At 74.8% G+C, this 16,027-nt stretch carries 15 protein-coding genes; 6 read left to right on the top strand and 9 right to left on the bottom strand.

All coding sequences use genetic code 11. The features are described 5' to 3' along the window. The first annotated feature begins 131 nt into the window (after positions 1–131). The 5 genes from ACIRST_RS41600 (at position 132) to ACIRST_RS41580 (ending at position 4,553) form a co-directional block, all read left to right on the top strand. Positions 132–2,054, top strand: a complete 1,923-nt coding sequence (locus ACIRST_RS41600) for an asparagine synthase-related protein (protein WP_402809829.1) — start codon at positions 132–134, stop codon at positions 2,052–2,054. Further along, positions 2,035–2,292 carry a lasso peptide biosynthesis PqqD family chaperone gene (locus ACIRST_RS41595; RefSeq protein ID WP_350519252.1) on the top strand — a complete coding sequence of 86 codons (258 nt, stop codon included), beginning with the start codon at positions 2,035–2,037 and terminating at the stop codon, positions 2,290–2,292. Before ACIRST_RS41600 ends, ACIRST_RS41595 begins: the two co-directional genes overlap by 20 nt. Beyond that, on the top strand, positions 2,289–2,711 hold the full coding sequence (locus ACIRST_RS41590) for a lasso peptide biosynthesis B2 protein (protein WP_350519251.1): 423 nt from the start codon (positions 2,289–2,291) through the stop codon (positions 2,709–2,711). The genes ACIRST_RS41595 and ACIRST_RS41590 overlap by 4 nt, the downstream gene beginning before the upstream one ends. Further along, positions 2,708–3,601, top strand: coding sequence for a TauD/TfdA dioxygenase family protein (locus tag ACIRST_RS41585; RefSeq protein WP_402809825.1), 894 nt, complete (start codon positions 2,708–2,710; stop codon positions 3,599–3,601). The genes ACIRST_RS41590 and ACIRST_RS41585 overlap by 4 nt, the downstream gene beginning before the upstream one ends. 289 nt (positions 3,602–3,890) lie before the next feature. Continuing rightward, on the top strand, positions 3,891–4,553 hold the full coding sequence (locus tag ACIRST_RS41580) for an NADH oxidase (protein ID WP_350519249.1): 663 nt from the start codon (positions 3,891–3,893) through the stop codon (positions 4,551–4,553). 14 nt (positions 4,554–4,567) lie between these two features. Here the strand turns inward: ACIRST_RS41580 and ACIRST_RS41575 are convergent, their stop codons facing one another. From ACIRST_RS41575 to ACIRST_RS41555, 5 genes are all read right to left on the bottom strand, one after another. Then, complete coding sequence (locus ACIRST_RS41575) at positions 4,568–5,179, bottom strand: response regulator transcription factor (protein WP_350519248.1); 612 nt, start codon at positions 5,177–5,179, stop codon at positions 4,568–4,570. 92 nt (positions 5,180–5,271) lie between these two features. Beyond that, positions 5,272–6,546: a histidine kinase gene (locus tag ACIRST_RS41570; protein WP_350519247.1), complete on the bottom strand. Its 1,275-nt coding sequence runs from the start codon at positions 6,544–6,546 to the stop codon at positions 5,272–5,274. A 240-nt stretch (positions 6,547–6,786) separates the two neighbouring features. Beyond that, positions 6,787–9,195, bottom strand: a complete 2,409-nt coding sequence (locus ACIRST_RS41565; RefSeq protein ID WP_402809821.1) for a TOMM precursor leader peptide-binding protein — start codon at positions 9,193–9,195, stop codon at positions 6,787–6,789. A gap of 29 nt (positions 9,196–9,224) precedes the next feature. Beyond that, entirely contained in the window at positions 9,225–9,410 is a 186-nt protein-coding gene (locus ACIRST_RS41560) for a hypothetical protein (protein WP_350519245.1), read from the bottom strand. A 197-nt stretch (positions 9,411–9,607) separates the two neighbouring features. Continuing rightward, positions 9,608–10,603 carry a winged helix-turn-helix domain-containing protein gene (locus tag ACIRST_RS41555; protein ID WP_350519244.1) on the bottom strand — a complete coding sequence of 332 codons (996 nt, stop codon included), beginning with the start codon at positions 10,601–10,603 and terminating at the stop codon, positions 9,608–9,610. Between the two features lie 270 nt (positions 10,604–10,873). Here ACIRST_RS41555 and ACIRST_RS41550 point away from each other — a divergent pair, with 270 nt between their 5' ends. Next, the gene (locus tag ACIRST_RS41550) at positions 10,874–11,545 is read left to right on the top strand and encodes a DedA family protein (protein WP_350519243.1); all 672 of its coding nucleotides are present in this window, start codon (positions 10,874–10,876) and stop codon (positions 11,543–11,545) included. Between the two features lie 82 nt (positions 11,546–11,627). Here ACIRST_RS41550 and ACIRST_RS41545 read toward each other — a convergent pair whose 3' ends face one another. The 4 genes from ACIRST_RS41545 to ACIRST_RS41530 form a co-directional block, all read right to left on the bottom strand. Continuing rightward, positions 11,628–12,848 (bottom strand): hypothetical protein, encoded by a 1,221-nt coding sequence (locus ACIRST_RS41545; protein ID WP_402809816.1) that lies wholly within the window; start codon positions 12,846–12,848, stop codon positions 11,628–11,630. Positions 12,849–12,937: 89 nt separating this feature from the next. Next, complete coding sequence (locus ACIRST_RS41540; RefSeq protein ID WP_402809815.1) at positions 12,938–14,137, bottom strand: M20 family metallopeptidase; 1,200 nt, start codon at positions 14,135–14,137, stop codon at positions 12,938–12,940. After that, the gene (locus ACIRST_RS41535) at positions 14,134–15,348 is read right to left on the bottom strand and encodes an acyl-CoA dehydrogenase family protein (protein ID WP_402809813.1); all 1,215 of its coding nucleotides are present in this window, start codon (positions 15,346–15,348) and stop codon (positions 14,134–14,136) included. The genes ACIRST_RS41540 and ACIRST_RS41535 overlap by 4 nt, the downstream gene beginning before the upstream one ends. After that, positions 15,345–16,027: sugar phosphate isomerase/epimerase family protein (locus tag ACIRST_RS41530; protein WP_402809811.1), on the bottom strand; the 683-nt coding region annotated here is incomplete at its 5' end. The genes ACIRST_RS41530 and ACIRST_RS41535, both read right to left, overlap by 4 nt.

Genomic DNA, 16,027 nt, shown 5'->3' with positions numbered 1-16,027 from the left:
AACAACCTCCAAACCACCCATCCTCGGTGGTTGTTTTGTCTTTTTTTTTTGGCGGGGGCGGGGGGGGGGGGGGGGGGGGGGCCCCCCCCCCCCCCCCCCCCCGCCGCTGCTCCCGGAATCGCGGAGGAACCATGCAAGAGAACCCGGATCCCCCTGGTCCCTGGTTCGTCGTCCTGCCCGACTGCGCGTCCGCGCTCCCGGTGGCCCGGCGACTGGGCGGCCACGTCGGATTCACCCTGAACCATGCCTCGGGGCGTCCCTGGGTGGTCGGACAGGCCCCGGACGGGAGCACCGGTGTCGCCTCGGCCGTCCACGCCCGGCACGGCACCACCGCGCTGCTGGTGACCGGCACCCACGCGCTGACCGCCGATCAGCTGGAGGGCTGGGCCAAGCGCGTACGGCACCCGGCCGACCTCGACGCGCTCGCCCGCTCCCTCGCCGGCAGCGCCCACCTGGTCGCGAGCATCGACGGCGAGATCCGCGTCCAGGGCACCGCCACGGGGGTGCGCCGCGTCTTCACCGCCACCGTCGACGGCTGCGCCCTCGCGTCCGACCGCGCCGACCTGCTCGCCGCCCTGGCCGACGCCCCGCTGGACCCGGTCCGCCTCACCGCGCGGCTGCTGGCCATGACCCCGTCGTCGCTCACCGAACCGCTGTGGACCGGTGTCGACCTCGTGCCCGCCGACAGCTGCCTGCTGATCGCCGCGAACGGCCGCTCCACGGTCCGGCCGTGGTGGCAGCCGCCGCCGCAGGACCTGGACCGCACGCAGGGCGCGCCCGCCCTGCGCCAGGCCCTCGCCGAGGCGGTCGCGGTCCGCGTCCGGGACGGCGCCGTGGTCGGATCCGACCTGTCGGGCGGCCTCGACTCCACCCCCCTCAGCTTCCTCGCCGCCGAAGCCACCGGCCGCGCCTCCGGCGGCCTCGTCACCGTGCGCATCGGGGTGGCGGACCCCACCCACGACGACCACATCTGGGCCGCCAAGGCGCAGGACCTGCTCGACGGCGACCACATCACGCACACCGTCTTCCGGCCCGGCGAACTGCCCGACATGTTCGAGGACGTGGCGAGCCCGATCACCGGCCTGGACGAGCCCACCCGCTGGATCCGCCCGGTCGCCAGGCTCAAGGAGACCGCCCGCCGGCTGGCCGCCGTCGGCGCCCGCGTGCACCTCACCGGACACGGCGGCGACGAAGTGCTGGCGGTCAAGCCCAGCTACCTGCACGACCTGACGCGCCGCCGCCCCGGCCTGGCCCGCGAACACCTCGCGGGCATGCGCGCCATGCGCCGCTGGTCCGCGTCCGCCACCGTCCGGGCCCTGGCCGACCGGCGCCCGTACGGCGTCTGGCTGGCCGCCGAGGCCGAGGACCTGACCAAGCCCTTCCCGCCGGCCAACGCGCCGCTGTTCGGCTGGGAGTACCCGCTGCGCCTGCCGCCGTGGGTCACCGCCGACGCCGCGTCCGGCCTGATCGCCGAGATGCGCCGACGTGCCGACGGGGCGCGGTCCTACGCCCCGACCCGCTCCGCGCACACCACCATCGACCTGGCCCGCCAGCTCGGCGCGGCGGTGCGCCTCGCGGAGTTCGTCACCGGCGCCGAGGGCGCCGTCCTCCAGGCCCCCTACCTGGACGACCGGGTGATGGAGGCCTGTCTGGCGGTCCGCCCGGAGGAGCGCAGCTCCCCGTGGACGTACAAGCCGCTCATGGTCGAGGCGATGCGCGGCACGATGCCCGAGGGGTCGCTCAACCGGGCGACCAAGGGCGAGTTCTCCGACGACTTCTTCCGCGGCCAGCAGCGCCACCGCGGCCAGCTCGCCGAACTGTTCGAGCAGCCGCTGCTGGCCGGGCTCGGCCTGGTCGACGCCGCGACGCTGCGCCACATGGCGCTGTCCGCCTACCCGCCCGGCCTGCCCTGGGGCGCCCTCGACTCCACCATGGCCGTCGAGAACTGGCTGCGCGCCCGGGCCCGGTGGAACCTGGCGCCGGCCGACGCCCCCGCAACCGAACCGACCGATTCGAACCACGGGAAGGACGACCGTGTCCCTCAACCTCGCTGACGGTGTGTCGATCGCCGAGACCGACGACGGCGCGGTGCTGCTCGACGAGCGGTCGGGCCGCTACTGGCGGCTCAACGGCTCGGGCGCGCGCGTCCTCCAGGGCCTGCTCGCCGGGCGCGACGCCCGGGAGGCGGCCGTCGACGCGGCCGGCGGTGCCCGGGTGGCGCCCGAGCAGGCCGCGCAGGACGCCGCCGGCCTCCTCGCCAAGCTGCGCGCGGCCGGGCTGGTGACGCCGTGAGTTCGCCCGTCGCCATCACCGACCGCCCCCGGCTGGCCGCGCACCGGCGCGTGCTGCCGTGGCTGGCGACGGTGGTGGCCCGGGCCCTGATGCACCAGCCGCCGGCCCGGATCCGCACGGTCCTGGAGTTCCTGCGCCGGGGCGCCCGGCCGTCCACCGTCCGGGAGGCGAGCCGCGCCCGGTCCGCGGTCGTCGCGGTGAGCGTCAGCTGCGCCGGCGAGGGCTGCGTCCAGCGCTCCCTGGCCACCGCCCTGCTCTGCCGGCTGCACGGCCACTGGCCCACCTGGTGCTCGGGCGTGCGGGTGGTCCCCTTCCTGGCGCACGCCTGGGTGGAGGTCGACGGCGAACCGGTCGACGAGCCGTACCCGCGCGGCTACCACACGACCCTGATCCGGGTGCCCCCGCTGGAGCGGTCATGAGGACGACGGAACTGACGGACTTCGGCCTCGGGCTGCGGATCGACGGCTTCGAGCCCGGCTCCCACAGCCCGCGGATGCTGCGCACCCTGCTGTGGGAGTACGGCGTGCTGCACCTGACCGGGTTCCCGCGCGACCCGGCGGAGTTCAGCGGGCTGGCGCGCTGGTTCGGCGAGCCCGAGACGGTCTTCCCCGCCGAGCACCGGGCGCCCGGTCACCCCGAGGTGCGTCTCCAGACGAACGTCCGCGGGCTGGGTGCCAACGCGGGCGGGCAGTACTGGCACGCCGACGGGTCCTTCGCGCCGACGCGCTCCCTGGTCACCCTGCTGACCTGCGACGAGGCCCCGCAGGAGGAGGGCGAGACGCTCTTCGCGGACCTGCGTGCCGGGTACGCGGACCTGCCCGAGGAGCTCCGGGCGGAGGTGTCCGGCCTGAACGGCGGCTTCCCGTGCCGGCAGATCGCCGAGCAGGACATGCGGCGGGCGACGGCGATGCGCACCGTGGTGCTGTCCGAGGAGGAACGGCGGCGCAAGCTCGCCGAACTGACCGACTTCGTCCGGCCCCTGGTGGCGACGCACCACGCCACGGGGCGGGAGGTCCTCGTCCTCAACGAGCACTGGCTGCGGGACGTCCCGGGCCGCTCGCCGGCCGACGGCCGGCGTCTGCTCGGGCTGCTCTACGGCACGGTGACCCGGCCGGCGAACGTGTACCGGCACCGCTGGGCGGTCGGCGACGTCCTGGTCTGGGACAACACCTCGGTGCTGCACAAGGCCGTGCCGGCCGCGCCCGGCCGGCGGAAGATCACCCGGCGGATCACCAGCGCCGCGCCGCAGCCGGTGCCGGTGCCGCAGCCGCTGCCGCAGCCGGAGCCGGTCCTTCCCCTCGCGCCCTGACCGCCGGGCCCCTGATCGCCGAGGCCTTCGCCGTCGCCCCCCGACGACGGCGAAGGCCTCGGGCGCAGCGGCCGGCCGCCCGCCGCGTCGGTTCCCCCACGACCGCCGCGGTCGGCCTCCGGCTGCGGCGGCCCCCACGACCGCCGCAGCCGGCCGCCGGCCCCTGAACTGCCCGCTCCGTGCGGGCGGATGTGAAATCTTCACGCGGACGCCGTGACCCCGGAGGTGTCTGCGCGGGACCGGCCGCGCCATACTGGCGGCGACATCAGTTTCGGCCGGGAAGGCCCCAGTGAGCGACACGAGTGAGCATCAGGTGGTGCACCTCTGGTCGCTGGACGAGGACGTCGCCGTCGTCCCGGGCGACGGCGAGACGGAGACCGTCCTCAGCGGTCGGTGGGGTGTCCAACGGCTCCGGGTGGACGGCTACGGCCTGGTGCGCGAGGCCCTGCGCCGGATGCAGCTGGGGCCGGTGCGCCTGAGCAACGTGGAACACCCGCCCGGCACCGGCGGGGGCGTGCCGCCGGACCGGATCCTGCTGCCGGCCCTGCGGCAGGTCGCCCACCTGGTGGTGCGCACCCTCGCGATGGACGACCTGGTGGGCCCGCTGCTGTCGGTGTACCCGTTGAGCCCCAAGGCGGCCTTCACCCTGGTCGGACTTCCGGTGCGGCGCCTGCGGCTGGTGCTCGGCGCGTCCCTGGTGGTCCGGACCGAGGGCGTGGTGCTGGAGACGCCGACCAGCCCGTACCGGGTGGTGGTGCACCGTCCCGAGGCGTTCTGGGTCATCGGCATGCTGGCCCGGCCGTGCCTGCTGGAGGACGCGGTGGCCGCGCTCCCGTTGCCGCCGGGTGTCACCCGGGGCGTCATCGGGTACCTGCGGGCGGCCGGGATGGCCGTTCCGGCCGACCCGGTCCGTCCGCCCCGGGACGACGCCCTTACGGGCCCGCCCCGGTGACGGACGGTCGGGTCCTACAGCAGCCAGCCCGCCTCGCGGGCGGCGCGGATCGCGTCGACCCGGTTGCGCGCGTTGAGCTTGGAGACGATCGTCGTCAGGTAGTTGCGCACGGTGCCCGCGGAGAGCCGCAGCAGTTTGGCGATCTCGACCGGGTCGTGGCCCTCGGAGGCGAGCTGGAGGACCTCGGTCTCCCGTTCGGTCAGCGGGGTCTCCTCGCTGTTCCAGGTGTCCAGTGCGAGCTGCGGGTCGATCACCCGCTGCCCGGCCGCCACCCGGCGTATCGCGCTGGCCAGTTCACCGGGCGGCGCGTCCTTGAGCAGGTAGCCGGAGACCTGGGCCATCAGGGCCCGTCGCAGGGTGCCGGGGCGTCCCAGGTTGGTCAGGATCAGGGTGCGGCACTCGGGCAGCCGCTCCCGCAGGCGGGCGGCTGCCGTCAGCCCGTCGACGCCGGGCAGGTCGATGTCGACGACGGCCACGTCGGGCCGGTGCTCCAGGGCCGCCTGCACGATCTCGTCGCCGCGGGCGACCTCGGACACGACGGTGAGGTCGTCCTCCAGGTCCAGCAGCGCGACGAGCGCGCCGCGCACCATGTGCATGTCCTCGGCCAGCAGGATGCGGATCTCCATGACACAACACTCCTCTGCGGCCGCGCGGGCCTGGGGTGGGGGCGGGAGGATCCGGACGTGGGGGGTCCGGAGCGGGCTCGGGTGGCGGGCGGTCAGGCGGCCGGGCCGCTGTGCGGCAGTGCGGACGGCTCCCCGGTCTCCCAGGGCTCGGTGTCCTCCGCGGCCTCCCGCTGCCCGGGGACGGCGGAGACCGGGGCCTCCGCGACGACCCGGAACGTTCCGTCGCACCCGTGGGCGATGGTCAGCCGGCCGGAGACGGAGTGCAGTCGCATCCGGAGGTTCTCCAGGCCTGCGCCGCTGTGCTGCGAGGTGTCCCGGTAGTCCGGGTCCACCCCGTCGTTGGTCACCACGAGCCGTACCCGGCCGCCGTTCTGGACGGCCTCGATGGAACAGCGGCCGGCCCGTGAGTGGCGCAGCAGGTTGGTGATCGCCTCGCGCAGGACGGCCGCGAGCACCGTGTTGACCTGCGGGCCGAGCTCGCCGAGCCGCACGCTGGTGGTCAGCTCCACGTCGGTGGCTTCCAGCAGGGCGACGACCGAGGAGAGTTCGCTCTCCAGGGACATCTCGCGCAGACCGCGCGAGACCCGGCGGACGTCGGCCAGGGACTGCCGGGACAGCGTCAGGACGTCCTCGACCTCCGCCTTGGCGCGCTGCGGCTGGGCCAGGACGAGCCGGTGGATCAGCTCGCTCTTCAGGGTGATGGCGGACAGGCTGTAGCCGAGCAGGTCGTGCAGGTTGCGCGAGATGCGCAGCCGCTCCTGGATCACCGCCAGCCGGGCCAGTTCGTTCTGCGTCTCGTGCAACTGCCGTACCAGGGCGGCGAGCCGGGACAGCCCGTAGACGACGAGGCCGGTCAGCAGGGTCGACTGCGAGAGGTAGATGCTGTCGAGCAGCGGGCGTTCGTCGATCGCCGGAGGCACCAGCATGCTGAGTCCGACCACGCCGTACAGCGGCCAGCCGGCCCGGGGCGGCAGGAGCAGCAGCAGCGATCCGGCCAGGAACCCCGCCATGGCGCCCCACTGGGCGTTGAAGACCGGCATCGGCAGGTAGGTGAGCAGTGCCTGGATGCCGAGGGTCGTCCACTTCTGCGCGGCGGGCGCCTGTTCGGCCCCCGGCCGGGAGTGCTTCAACTGGAGGCAGAAGATGGCGACCAGGAAGAGCAGGCAGACCGCCATGTTGACGGGGGCCAGCTCGGTGCCCGCGATGTTGAGGGCCGTGATGCCGAGGTAACTCAGGAGCGCAGACGTCAGGATGAGGAGGGCGAAACGCGGGGCGGGCGGTGTGCGTTGGCCTCTCTCCGTTCCCTGCCCTCCGCTACCATCCGGTCGACTGCTGTCGTCGTGGCTGAGCTCATCGGGAACTTGCATTGTCTCCGCGGCCTTCTCTGCTCACATCCCCCTGCGAGCACGTCCGTCGATCATATCTTGGCGTACGGATGAAAGTTGACTAATCAACACATCCGATGACCTGCCCGGCGCGCGGTCGTCGATGACCCCGGGACGGGCACCCCGGCACGCGAACGCGACCCCTGGCCGGTCGAGGGCTCCGGGAGACCCGACCGGCAGGGGCCGCAGGTGCACGCGTCCGGGCGCACCCGTCCTGCTCTGCTAGACGAACAGCGGTACGGGGTTGAGTTGTTCCCGTCGAAGGGGCTCGTTCCGCCGCCCCAGGGCCACCGGCACGTCGAAGAGCCGGCCCGGCGCGAACCTCGCCCAGAACTGCCGCATCCCCGGCACGATCACCTTCACCACCGGGATCCCGAGGTCCTCCCTCGTCTGGTCGAGCACCAGGAGCTCCAGGCCGCGGTCCCGGACCAGGCCGGTGATCGCGGTGACGTCGTCCAGGAGGTCCCCGGTCGGCGCGTACGCCCAGTCCCCGGGGCGGCGGGGCGCCACCGCCGGATCGGGCGTCAGGTAGCGCTTGCCCGCGAGCGTCGCGGTGCGCCACCAGTCGAGCGCGTCCGGGTCGTCGATCCGGTACCCGGTGCCCTCCGCCGTCACCGCGCCGACGGCCGGGAGGAGCTGTCCCATCTCGGTCAGCGCGCGGCGCAGCGCCAGCCGCGGGTCGAAGTGGGCGCCGAACCCGAAGACGACGTCCTCGACGGGCTTGTCGGTGCGGCGCGACAGGGCCGCCATGACCGGGATCCCGAAGTCCGAGGTGAGGTCGAGCACGTGGACCGACCGGTTCAACCCGCGGTAGCCGTCCAGCAGTTCCGGCAGGTGGTCGTCGTCGAAGGCGGCCAGGTCCACCCCGGGCTGCCGGGTGCGGTTGTACCACCACAGGGCGACGGCGTCCCGCTCCACCAGCTCCAGGAACCCCTGGACGAGCGCGTCCTCGGGGGTGCTGCCGGCCGCGTTGCCGTTGGAGTCCGCCCACAGGCCGTCGGGCGCGGCCTCCGCGCCGAAGTACAGCATCGACGTCGGCAGCAGCCGGTGGGTGCGCCCGGTCACCGACCAGACCTGCGTCCACTCGGTGGGCCGGGCCGGGTCGAACGGCACGGGCACGTACTGGAAGCGCGAACCGCGCGCGTTCCACCGGTCCCGCTCCCGGAACTGCTCCTCGCCGTACAGCTGGACGGCGTTGGGGTGCAGGGCCGCCGGCCCGAGCCCGCGCAGCGAGTCGCGGACCACCGGCTCGTCGCCGTGCCGGGTGCCGCTGTGGCGCTCCACGGCCTCGCACAGGGCGCTCACCCGGGCCTCGGTCTCGGTCAGGCCCTTGCCGCCGCTCAGGCTGCGCAGCCCGGCCCGCAGGCCCGCGAGCGAGCGGCCGGGCATGGCGAGGTTGGGCCCGGACAGGAACGCCTGGAGGAAGTCCGGGCTGCCGGGAGCGCGCCGGATCTCCTTGACGATCCCGGTGACCGGGTCCACCAGGTGGCCGTGGCGCTCCAGCATCTGCCGGGGCGTCAGGGCGCGGTGCCCGGTGCCCGTTCCGGCGGCCTTGGGGCGCGACACCGGACGGAAGGGCGCCCGGACCCGCCGCGCCGCCAGGCCCCGGTCCCCGCAGGACGGGCACTGCGGGATCCGGGAGACCGGATGGGCGGTGGTGGCCAGCGTCGCGGTGTCCAGGGTGCGGACGGAGGAGTGCTCCGGGCCGCGCAGCCCGCCGAGCCACTTCGCGGCCTCCAGCGCCGCCAGGTGCAGGGCGAGCATGCGGACCACGGGCAGGCTCGCGGGCGGCAGCGGCACCGGGTCGGGCCGGCCGAGCGAGTACCGGAGCAGCTCCTCCGAGTGGCGGTGGCCGCGCAGCCGGGACGCCAGGCAGTGCCAGCAGGGGCCCTCGCCCGGGCGGAACACCGGCCCGAACCACGGGTTCGACCAGCCCAGCCGGACCGGCAGCCAGGCCGTGCCGTCCCGGCGGTGCGCGGCGTCCACGTCCGTGAGGCGGGGGGAGAGGTAGTCGTCGCACAGCACCACGGACAGGTCCGCCGGCGCGTCCCCGTCCGCGGGCGCGTCCCCGTCCGCCGCCGGGTTCAGCCCGGCGCCGCTCAGGGCCGCGCGGGCCTCGGCGGGGTCCGTGTCGGTGCCGGTCAGTGCGAGGACCCGCACCCGGGCGCGGGCGAGCGAGGCCGGTACCCGGCCGCCGTCGAGCCCCAGCAGGTCCCAGAACGCCTCGGCGGCGGGGCCGGCGTTGGCGGCGTCGGCGACGGGCGGCGGGCCGGACCGCGCGCGGTGCTCCGCCGGGCCTTCGGTATCCGTCCCGGTCCGGTGCTCCGCCCGGTTCCCGTCCGCCCCGCCGTCGCCGGCCTCGTCCGCGCACGCGGGTCGCACCCGGAGCAGGCCCGCGGAGGCCAGCGCCCGCAGGGAGCCGAGGGTCTCCTCGGCGGCGAGCGCCGGTGCCGCCTCCCGCAGTACGGCGGCCGTGCTGCGGCTGCCGTCCAGCAGCGGCGCCAGCACCTCGGCGTGATCTCCGCGCAGTGTGGTCAGCCCGCGTTGGGAGACCAGGTACACCGCCTGCCCGGGCACGGTCTCGGGCCGCAGGTGGCTCTTGAAGCCCACCCGGTCCGTGTCGCTGGTCACCAGCTGCAGTCTCTTCCCCCGTGTGTCGGTCATGCGCCGGGCTGGCCCCCGGTGGTCGAGGCGGGGGCCGGCTGGGCCGACATGACGCAGACGGTGAACAGGGCCACGCTCTGCGGCGCGACGGTGTCGACGTCCTCGATCACCAGGCCGGGGGTGGAGGCGGTGCCGAAGGCGGAGTCGCCGGTGACGGTGCCGAAGGTCAGGAAGGTGCTCATTGCTGCCGGAACTCCTAGGTCGTTGCTCTCGATCAGTTGCGAGGCCCACGCTGTTGCGGGGCCCGCGCCAAGATTCTGCGAAACGGGGAAATGGCGGGGACAGTGCTGCGGTCACTTCCGGCGTGTGAAGACGTCATACCGGCCGGCCGACCGGAGGGTCGACGGACGGCGCGAGCCGGGCCGACCGGCGGCCCGGCTCAGGCCGAGCGGACGCCGGCCGGGCCCTCGTACGGGGCCCGGACCGGGCCGCCGTTCGGGCCGCCGGGGGCCGTGAACGGCAGGACCTTGCGCGACTGCCCGCCGAGCAGGGCCATGCCCAGCGGGGTCACCGTGTGCAGGGCGCTGCTCCCCACCCGCCGGGTGCTGATCAGCCCGGTCTCCCGCAGCACGGTGGCGTGCCGGCTCGCGACCCCCGGCGACACCCCCAGCCGGGCGGCGAGCTGGGAGTTGGTGGAGGTGTCGGTCAGCAGGCGCAGGGCGGCCGCCCTGGTCTGCCCGACGAGCGCGCTCAGCGCCTGGCACTCGCCGTCGTCACCGGCGTGGCCGTCCGGGGCCGGGGCGTCGTCCCACCCGGAGACGAGGCCCGGCGCGGCGGCGAAGACCAGCACGGCCTGGCCGCTGTCCCGCTCGTGGGCCACCAGCCGGCCGGCCTCCCCGGGCAGGAACACCGACGGCTTGAGGACCAGGCCGCGCCCGTCGAGGGCGAGGTCCACGTCCGGCCCGTCGTCCACCTCCAGGACCGGCGCCTTCCAGGAGATCCGCGGGTGCAGCGTCGACAGCAGCTGCTCCACCCCGCCGCCGGCCGCGACCCTGCCGTGCGCCTCGCACACCGCCTCCAGCCGTTCGAGGATCCGCGCCCAGTACGGGGACACCCCGGCGCGCCACACGTCCAGCGCCAGCCGGGTGCCCTCCGCGCGGGAACCGGGCGTCCGCTGCGCCGTCTCCTCGCGCCCGGCGCGTTCGAGCAGCCGCAGCGGCAGGTTCTCGGCGCCCCGGGTGAGCGGCACCGGCAGCGCCGCCCGGGTGCCGGCCCGCAGGGCGTTGCGGACGGCGACGCACCAGCGCACGCTCGCGTCGTCGCGCCAGGGCCGGGTCAGCAGCCGCAGCGCGAACACGCCCTCCATCAGGGGCCCCAGGCTGCTCTGGAGCCGGACGCGTGTCAGATCGGTACCGGTGAAGTGAATCCGCTGCATCGAGGCCGCCCCGTTACGTCGCTGTCGTGGTACCTCGACACTGTGCTCGCGGCGCCCGCGGGAACAGTGCCTGGCTCCCGTGGGCCGGGTGCGTACGTCACGTCGGCGGGCATGAGAATCTCAGGCGCGCGACCCGCGCGCGCGGGCGACGGTCACCGGCCGGGCGTCACGTCACCGACCGGGCTTTGGTCATGGTTACGGAAAACCGCAGCAGGACCGGGCGGTTGACCTCATGGTGGCGCCCCGCTCCCGCGCTCTAGCGTGAACGGCATGATCGCAACGTTGGCTTCCGCGTCGCTCGCCACCGCTTCCGCCGAGCCCGCAGGCGGCATCGCCGGATGGGCCGTCGACGTCATGACCACCCTCGGCGCCATGGGCGCCGGCCTGACCAACCTGGTCGACACCGTTCTGCCGTTCATTCCCAGCGAGATCATCCTCCCCGTCGCCGGGTTCGCGGCCGGGCAGGGCAAGCTGAGTCTGCCGGCCGTCATCGTCTGGACCACGATCGGCTCCATCGTCGGCTCCTGGATCGTGTACGCCGCGGGCGCCCTCCTGGGCCTGGAGCGGACCCGCGCCCTCGCGGCCCGCATCCCGCTCATCAGTGCGCACGAGATCGACAAGGCGGACGCGTGGTTCCAGCGGCACGGCCGCAAGGCCGTCTTCATCGCCCGCATGGTGCCGGTGGTGCGCAGCCTCATCTCCGTACCGGCCGGGATCCAGCGCATGCCGCTGCTGGCCTTCACCGCCATGACCGCCGCCGGCAGCCTGATCTGGAACACCGTGTTCGTGCTGCTCGGCTACTGGCTGGGCGACAACTGGCACCTGGTGGAGGAGTACGGCGGCTGGGTGTCGAAGGGCGTCGTGGTGGTGGCGGTGCTGGTCATCGCCCGCTGGTTCCTGGTGCGGATGCGCCGTCGCCCGAGCGCCCGGCACCGCGGCTGAACCCCGCGCCCGCCCCGCGCCCCGTACCCGCACCCCGGAGACCCGCGCCGCACACCGGCGCGGGTCTCAGTCCTGGGACCGGTCAGGAGTCCGCGCCGGCGCCGCGCCGTTCGCACTCCCGCAGGAACGTCAGCTTGGACAGCAGGCTGCGCTCGGCCCGGACACCGAGGTCCTTCAGGTGTTCCTCGACGAACCCGGTGAGCCGCTCCAGCTCGGTGTCGAGCAGGGCGTGGTCGATGCCCTCGTGCACGCGGGTCTTCAGGTACTCGACCTCGGCCTGGCGCAGCTTGTGCCCGCCGGCCACCGTGACGTCGTCGATCTCGATGCTGAAGAGGTGCCCGGTGGCGGCCGACTCCAGGTTGACGTCGAAGCGCGCCCTGACCAACGGGGGCAGGCGGTGGAAGGAGAGCTCGGGGTACTCGCGGGCCAGGAAGGCGTCGAGGTCGTCGCCCGGGATGTCGAGGTTCAGCCGGAACTTCTCCCCGCGCCGGAGGGCGTCCTGCTCGAAGGTCTTGATCTTCATCAGGTACCTGCCGTCGGGCATCTTCGTGAAGCCGAAGTAGCCGGCGTGCTCGCGGGGGGCGAGCACCTCGAAGGTCTCCTGGCCGTACTGCCAGCGGGTCAGTTCGTAGCCGGGGTCGAGGAAGAAGCCGGGGTACCGGCCCTGCTCGGCGGCCTCGCACATGGCCTGGGCCAGCGTCCAGATGCTGACCTCGTCGAGGAGGTTGACCTTCTGCTCGATCTCGATCTCGGGTTCGAGGACGGTGAAGGCGCTGCCCTCGAAGACGACCGAGTCCGCCAGCCGCGAGGAGTACCCGAGGGCCTCGCGGACCAGGTCGGACGGATCGGTCACGGCGGCGTGCGGGAACCGCGCCACCCGGACGAAGAGCACGCCCACGGACCGCACCCGGGAGCACATCATGACCTCGGTGAGCCGCTCCGCGCCGGACCCGTGGGTGCGGAGCAGCATCAGCGGGGCCAGGGCGGCGAGGTCGTCCCGGCCGAGGGCGGTGAGGGCCGGACCGGGGCCGAGGCCCGCCCACACCGGGGCGGCGGGGTCGGCCGGGGCCTGCACCGGCCGGCCGCCGTCACCGTCCAGGACCAGGACGCTCGTGGCGACCGTGTCCTCGGGGCGCAGGTGCGCGGTGGCCAGGAGGGTGCCGCCCGGTTCGGGGGCGAGCTCGACCACCAGGGTGGGCGTGTTCCCTCCGAGGACCTGGTACTGCCGCGAGATGTCGCCCAGGACGAGGTGCCTGGTGACGGTCGCGGCGGTGGGCTCGGTGCGGGTCTGGGGGGTGTTCATCGCTGGATCACTCCTTCGCTGCCCCGCGGTCGGCGGGGCGGGTGGGTCGTACGGGGTGGGCCTGGCAGGGGCGTCGCGGACCGTTCGGTTCACTCCCGCAGCAGGCTCAGGCACAGCTCGGCGGCGGCCCGCAGCTCGGAGACCGGAACGCGTTCGTCGACCCCGTGGGCGAGGCGCTGCTCCCCGGGGCCGCAGACGTAGGCGGGGACGGCGAACCGGCGGCGCAGGGTGCGGGCGTCGGTCGGTCCGGGATAGACGGGGTCCGGGTGGGCCGGGGAGCCGGCGTCGCCGCAGGCGGCGACCAGCCGGTCCCACAGCGGCGTCACCGGGCTCTCGGAGGCGTCGGCCGTCATCAGCAGCTCGCTGCGCCAGGTGACGTCCTCCTCGGCGAGGCAGTCCGCGAGCAGGGCGCGGACGGCCTCCTCGGTCGCCTCGGGGCCGCCCGGAGGCAGCCGCAGGTCCCATTCCGTGCGGCAGCTCCCCGGGACGGCGTTCACCCGGGTGCCCCCGGTGATCCGGCCCAGCGTCGCGGTGACCGGACCGCCCGCCGGGTTCCCGGCGAACCGGGCCGCCGCGGCCGCCGGCAGCCGCTCGGCGAGCCGGCAGGCCGCCAGCACCGCGGAGACGCCGTCCTGCGCGCGTGAGGCCGGGGCCTCGCGCCCGTCCAGGTCGACGCCCAGCCAGGCCACACCGCGTTCCATGCGGTGCGGGACCAGCCCGGTCGGGGCGAGCACCACCGCGCCCTCCAGGGGTGGCAGCCGCAGGGTGTCGGCCAGCGCCTGCCAGCCTGCCCGGCCGCCGCGCTCGCCGTCGGCGGTGAACACCAGCAGGAGGTCGCGCGGGCCGGGGCGTCCCGCCGCGTGGTGGGCGAGGGCGGCCTCGACCGCGGCGGCGATGCCGCCCTTCATGTCCGTCGAGCCGCGTCCCCACAGCTCGCCGTCGGCCACCACCCCTTCGAAGGGCGGCCGACGCCAGTCCTCCGGGACGGCCGGGACGGTGTCGGTCGCGGCGGTGAGCAGGAGGGTGGGCCGCGATCCGTCGCACGGGCCGTACCGCGCCAGCAGATTGGGGCGCGCAGGCACGTCCTCGACGATCGTGAGCTCGTCCGCCGAATCCGCGAGCACGTCCGCCAGGAGGCGTACCACGGCCTGTTCGGTGGTGAGCGGGTTGTCGCTGCGGGTGCGGACGAGTCGCCGGGCCAGCGAGACCAGTCGCTGCTCGTCCACGGCCGGTTCGGCGGGGGCGGGGCCGGCTGCGGGGCGGGGGAGGGGAGGGGGCGGTGTCGTCATGCCATGAGTCCCGGGTCGGTGCCCTCGCCCGAGGCGCGGATGAACTCGGCCGCCTGGGAAGGGCCGTACGGCTGCATGTACTGCCCGGCCCGCGCGTCCCGCAGGATCCGGGCGGCCGGGTGCCCCCACCGGTAGGCGGACGCCCCGGCGGCCGACAGGGCGAGGTCGGAGAGGGCGAGCGCGGTGTCGTGCGAGCGCAGCCGACACAGCTGCCACTCCCGGGCGAGGGCCAGGGTGCCCCGGCCGTCCGCGGGGTCGTGGTCGTCGAGCCGGCCGAGGAAGAGCTCCACCAGGGCGCGGGTGCCCGCGAGTTCCCGCTCGGAGCGCAGCGCGGCCGCATCGAGCCAGGCCCCCGGGCGGTCGGCGCCCGCGCGCCGGAGCGCGGCGAGCAGGGTGCGGTGCGCGGCGGTCGCCAGTCCCAGGTAGATCCCCAGCATGGCGCCGGAGCTGAGCATCCGGCCGCCGAGGGCGCGCGGGTCGTAGGTGCCCCAGGGCCCGCGGACCGCGAGGCTCCAGGGCAGGGCCTCGGCGTCGTGGAAGTGCACGGTCCCGCTCGCCGAGCCCCGCATCCCGAGGCCGTCCCAGTCGTCGGCCACCGTCGTCGCCGCCGAGCGTGGCACGATCGCGCTGCCGAGGCGGTCGCCGTCGGGGGTGCGGACGCGGAGCCGGACCGCGAAGTGGGTGGCAGCGGGGGCGCCCGAGACCATGATCTTCCGGCCGCTCACGGTGGCCGTCCCGTCGGCGCCGGGGTCGGCCGAGGTGCGCACGGTGAAGTAGCCCGCGCCCGCCTCGGTCGCCGCGCCCGCCACGAAGGCCGAGCCGTCGGCCATGGCACGCAGCAGCCCCTCGGACCCGGGGTCCGAGGGGCCGGCGGCCAGGCCCAGGCCGCGGGAGAGCTGCATGTGCAGCACCAGGGCCGCCGAGGCGTCGGCGGAGGCGATCCGTTCGAGGCAGGCGGCGGTGTCGAGGAGGCTGCTCACCCCCAGGCCGCCGTGGGCCGGGGGCACGGTGGCGCCCATCAGCCCGGCGGCGGCGAGGGCGCGGTGCGCCTCGGTGACGTAGCTGGCCTCGCGGTCGTGGCGCTCGGCGTCGGCGGCCACGGCCGCGAGGCAGCCCTCGGCCCGTTCGACCGCAGACCTTCCCCGGGGCGTACGGGGCTGCAGGCACCACGCGGCGTCGGCGCCGGGCGCATCGGGCGGCGCGGCCGTCACCGGGCGCCTCCCGCGGGCGGGAAGGGGTGGATGCCGCGGGTGCGCAGGAAGTCCACCGAGGGTTCCAGCCGTTCGTTGTCGTGGTCGATGCCGACGCCGACCATCACGTCCGCGTGCGGGGCGTACCGGCGCAGGCAGCGGTCGAGCTCGGTCCAGTCCACCGTGCCGGAGCCCAGTGCCAGGTCGGAGTCCTGGTCACCGTGGTTGTCGCCGTACTGGACGTAGGCGGTGGCCGCCCCGGCCAGGCGCAGCCAGTCCTCCAGCGGCACCGTGCCGTGGACGTTCCAGTGCGCGACGTCGAAGCAGAGCCGCAGTCGGGGGGAGTCGAAGTCCTCGACGAGGGCGAGGCTGAGCTCGGGGGTGCGGTCCCACATGTTCTCCAGGAGCACGGTGACGTTCCCGAGGTCCTGGTCGCGCAGGAAGGACAGCCAGCCGCTGCGCCACTGCCGGTCGTAGGCGGGCTCGTTGAGCATCGGCAGGTGGTTGCTGTGCAGGATGAGGAACTCGGCGCCGAGCCGTTTCGCCCATTCGATGGACGCGGATATGCGGAGCGCGGAGGCTTCCCGGACGGCGCGGTCCGGGGAATGGACGGATATATCGATGTAGGGGCCGTGGACCACCTGGACGAGATCGGCGCCGCCGGAAGACTCCAGGAAATCCGCGAAGTATTCATCCAGCA

The sequence above is a fragment of the Kitasatospora sp. NPDC101447 genome (assembly GCF_044767225.1).
Lineage (GTDB): Bacteria > Actinomycetota > Actinomycetes > Streptomycetales > Streptomycetaceae > Kitasatospora.
The sequence above is the reverse complement of the archived record's forward strand: the minus strand, read 5'-3'. Positions and strand labels throughout refer to the sequence as shown.

Bases quoted from the DNA above. Each gene is read 5' to 3' on its own strand.
- ACIRST_RS41600 (WP_402809829.1), top strand. From the start codon at position 132: ATGCAAGAGAACCCGGATCCCCCTGGTCCCTGGTTCGTCGTCCTGCCC.
- ACIRST_RS41585 (WP_402809825.1), top strand. From the start codon at position 2,708: ATGAGGACGACGGAACTGACGGACTTCGGCCTCGGGCTGCGGATCGAC.
- ACIRST_RS41575 (WP_350519248.1), bottom strand. From the start codon at position 5,179: ATGGAGATCCGCATCCTGCTGGCCGAGGACATGCACATGGTGCGCGGC.
- ACIRST_RS41570 (WP_350519247.1), bottom strand. From the start codon at position 6,546: ATGCAAGTTCCCGATGAGCTCAGCCACGACGACAGCAGTCGACCGGAT.
- ACIRST_RS41560 (WP_350519245.1), bottom strand. From the start codon at position 9,410: ATGAGCACCTTCCTGACCTTCGGCACCGTCACCGGCGACTCCGCCTTC.
- ACIRST_RS41555 (WP_350519244.1), bottom strand. From the start codon at position 10,603: ATGCAGCGGATTCACTTCACCGGTACCGATCTGACACGCGTCCGGCTC.
- ACIRST_RS41550 (WP_350519243.1), top strand. From the start codon at position 10,874: ATGATCGCAACGTTGGCTTCCGCGTCGCTCGCCACCGCTTCCGCCGAG.
- ACIRST_RS41545 (WP_402809816.1), bottom strand. From the start codon at position 12,848: ATGAACACCCCCCAGACCCGCACCGAGCCCACCGCCGCGACCGTCACC.
- ACIRST_RS41540 (WP_402809815.1), bottom strand. From the start codon at position 14,137: ATGACGACACCGCCCCCTCCCCTCCCCCGCCCCGCAGCCGGCCCCGCC.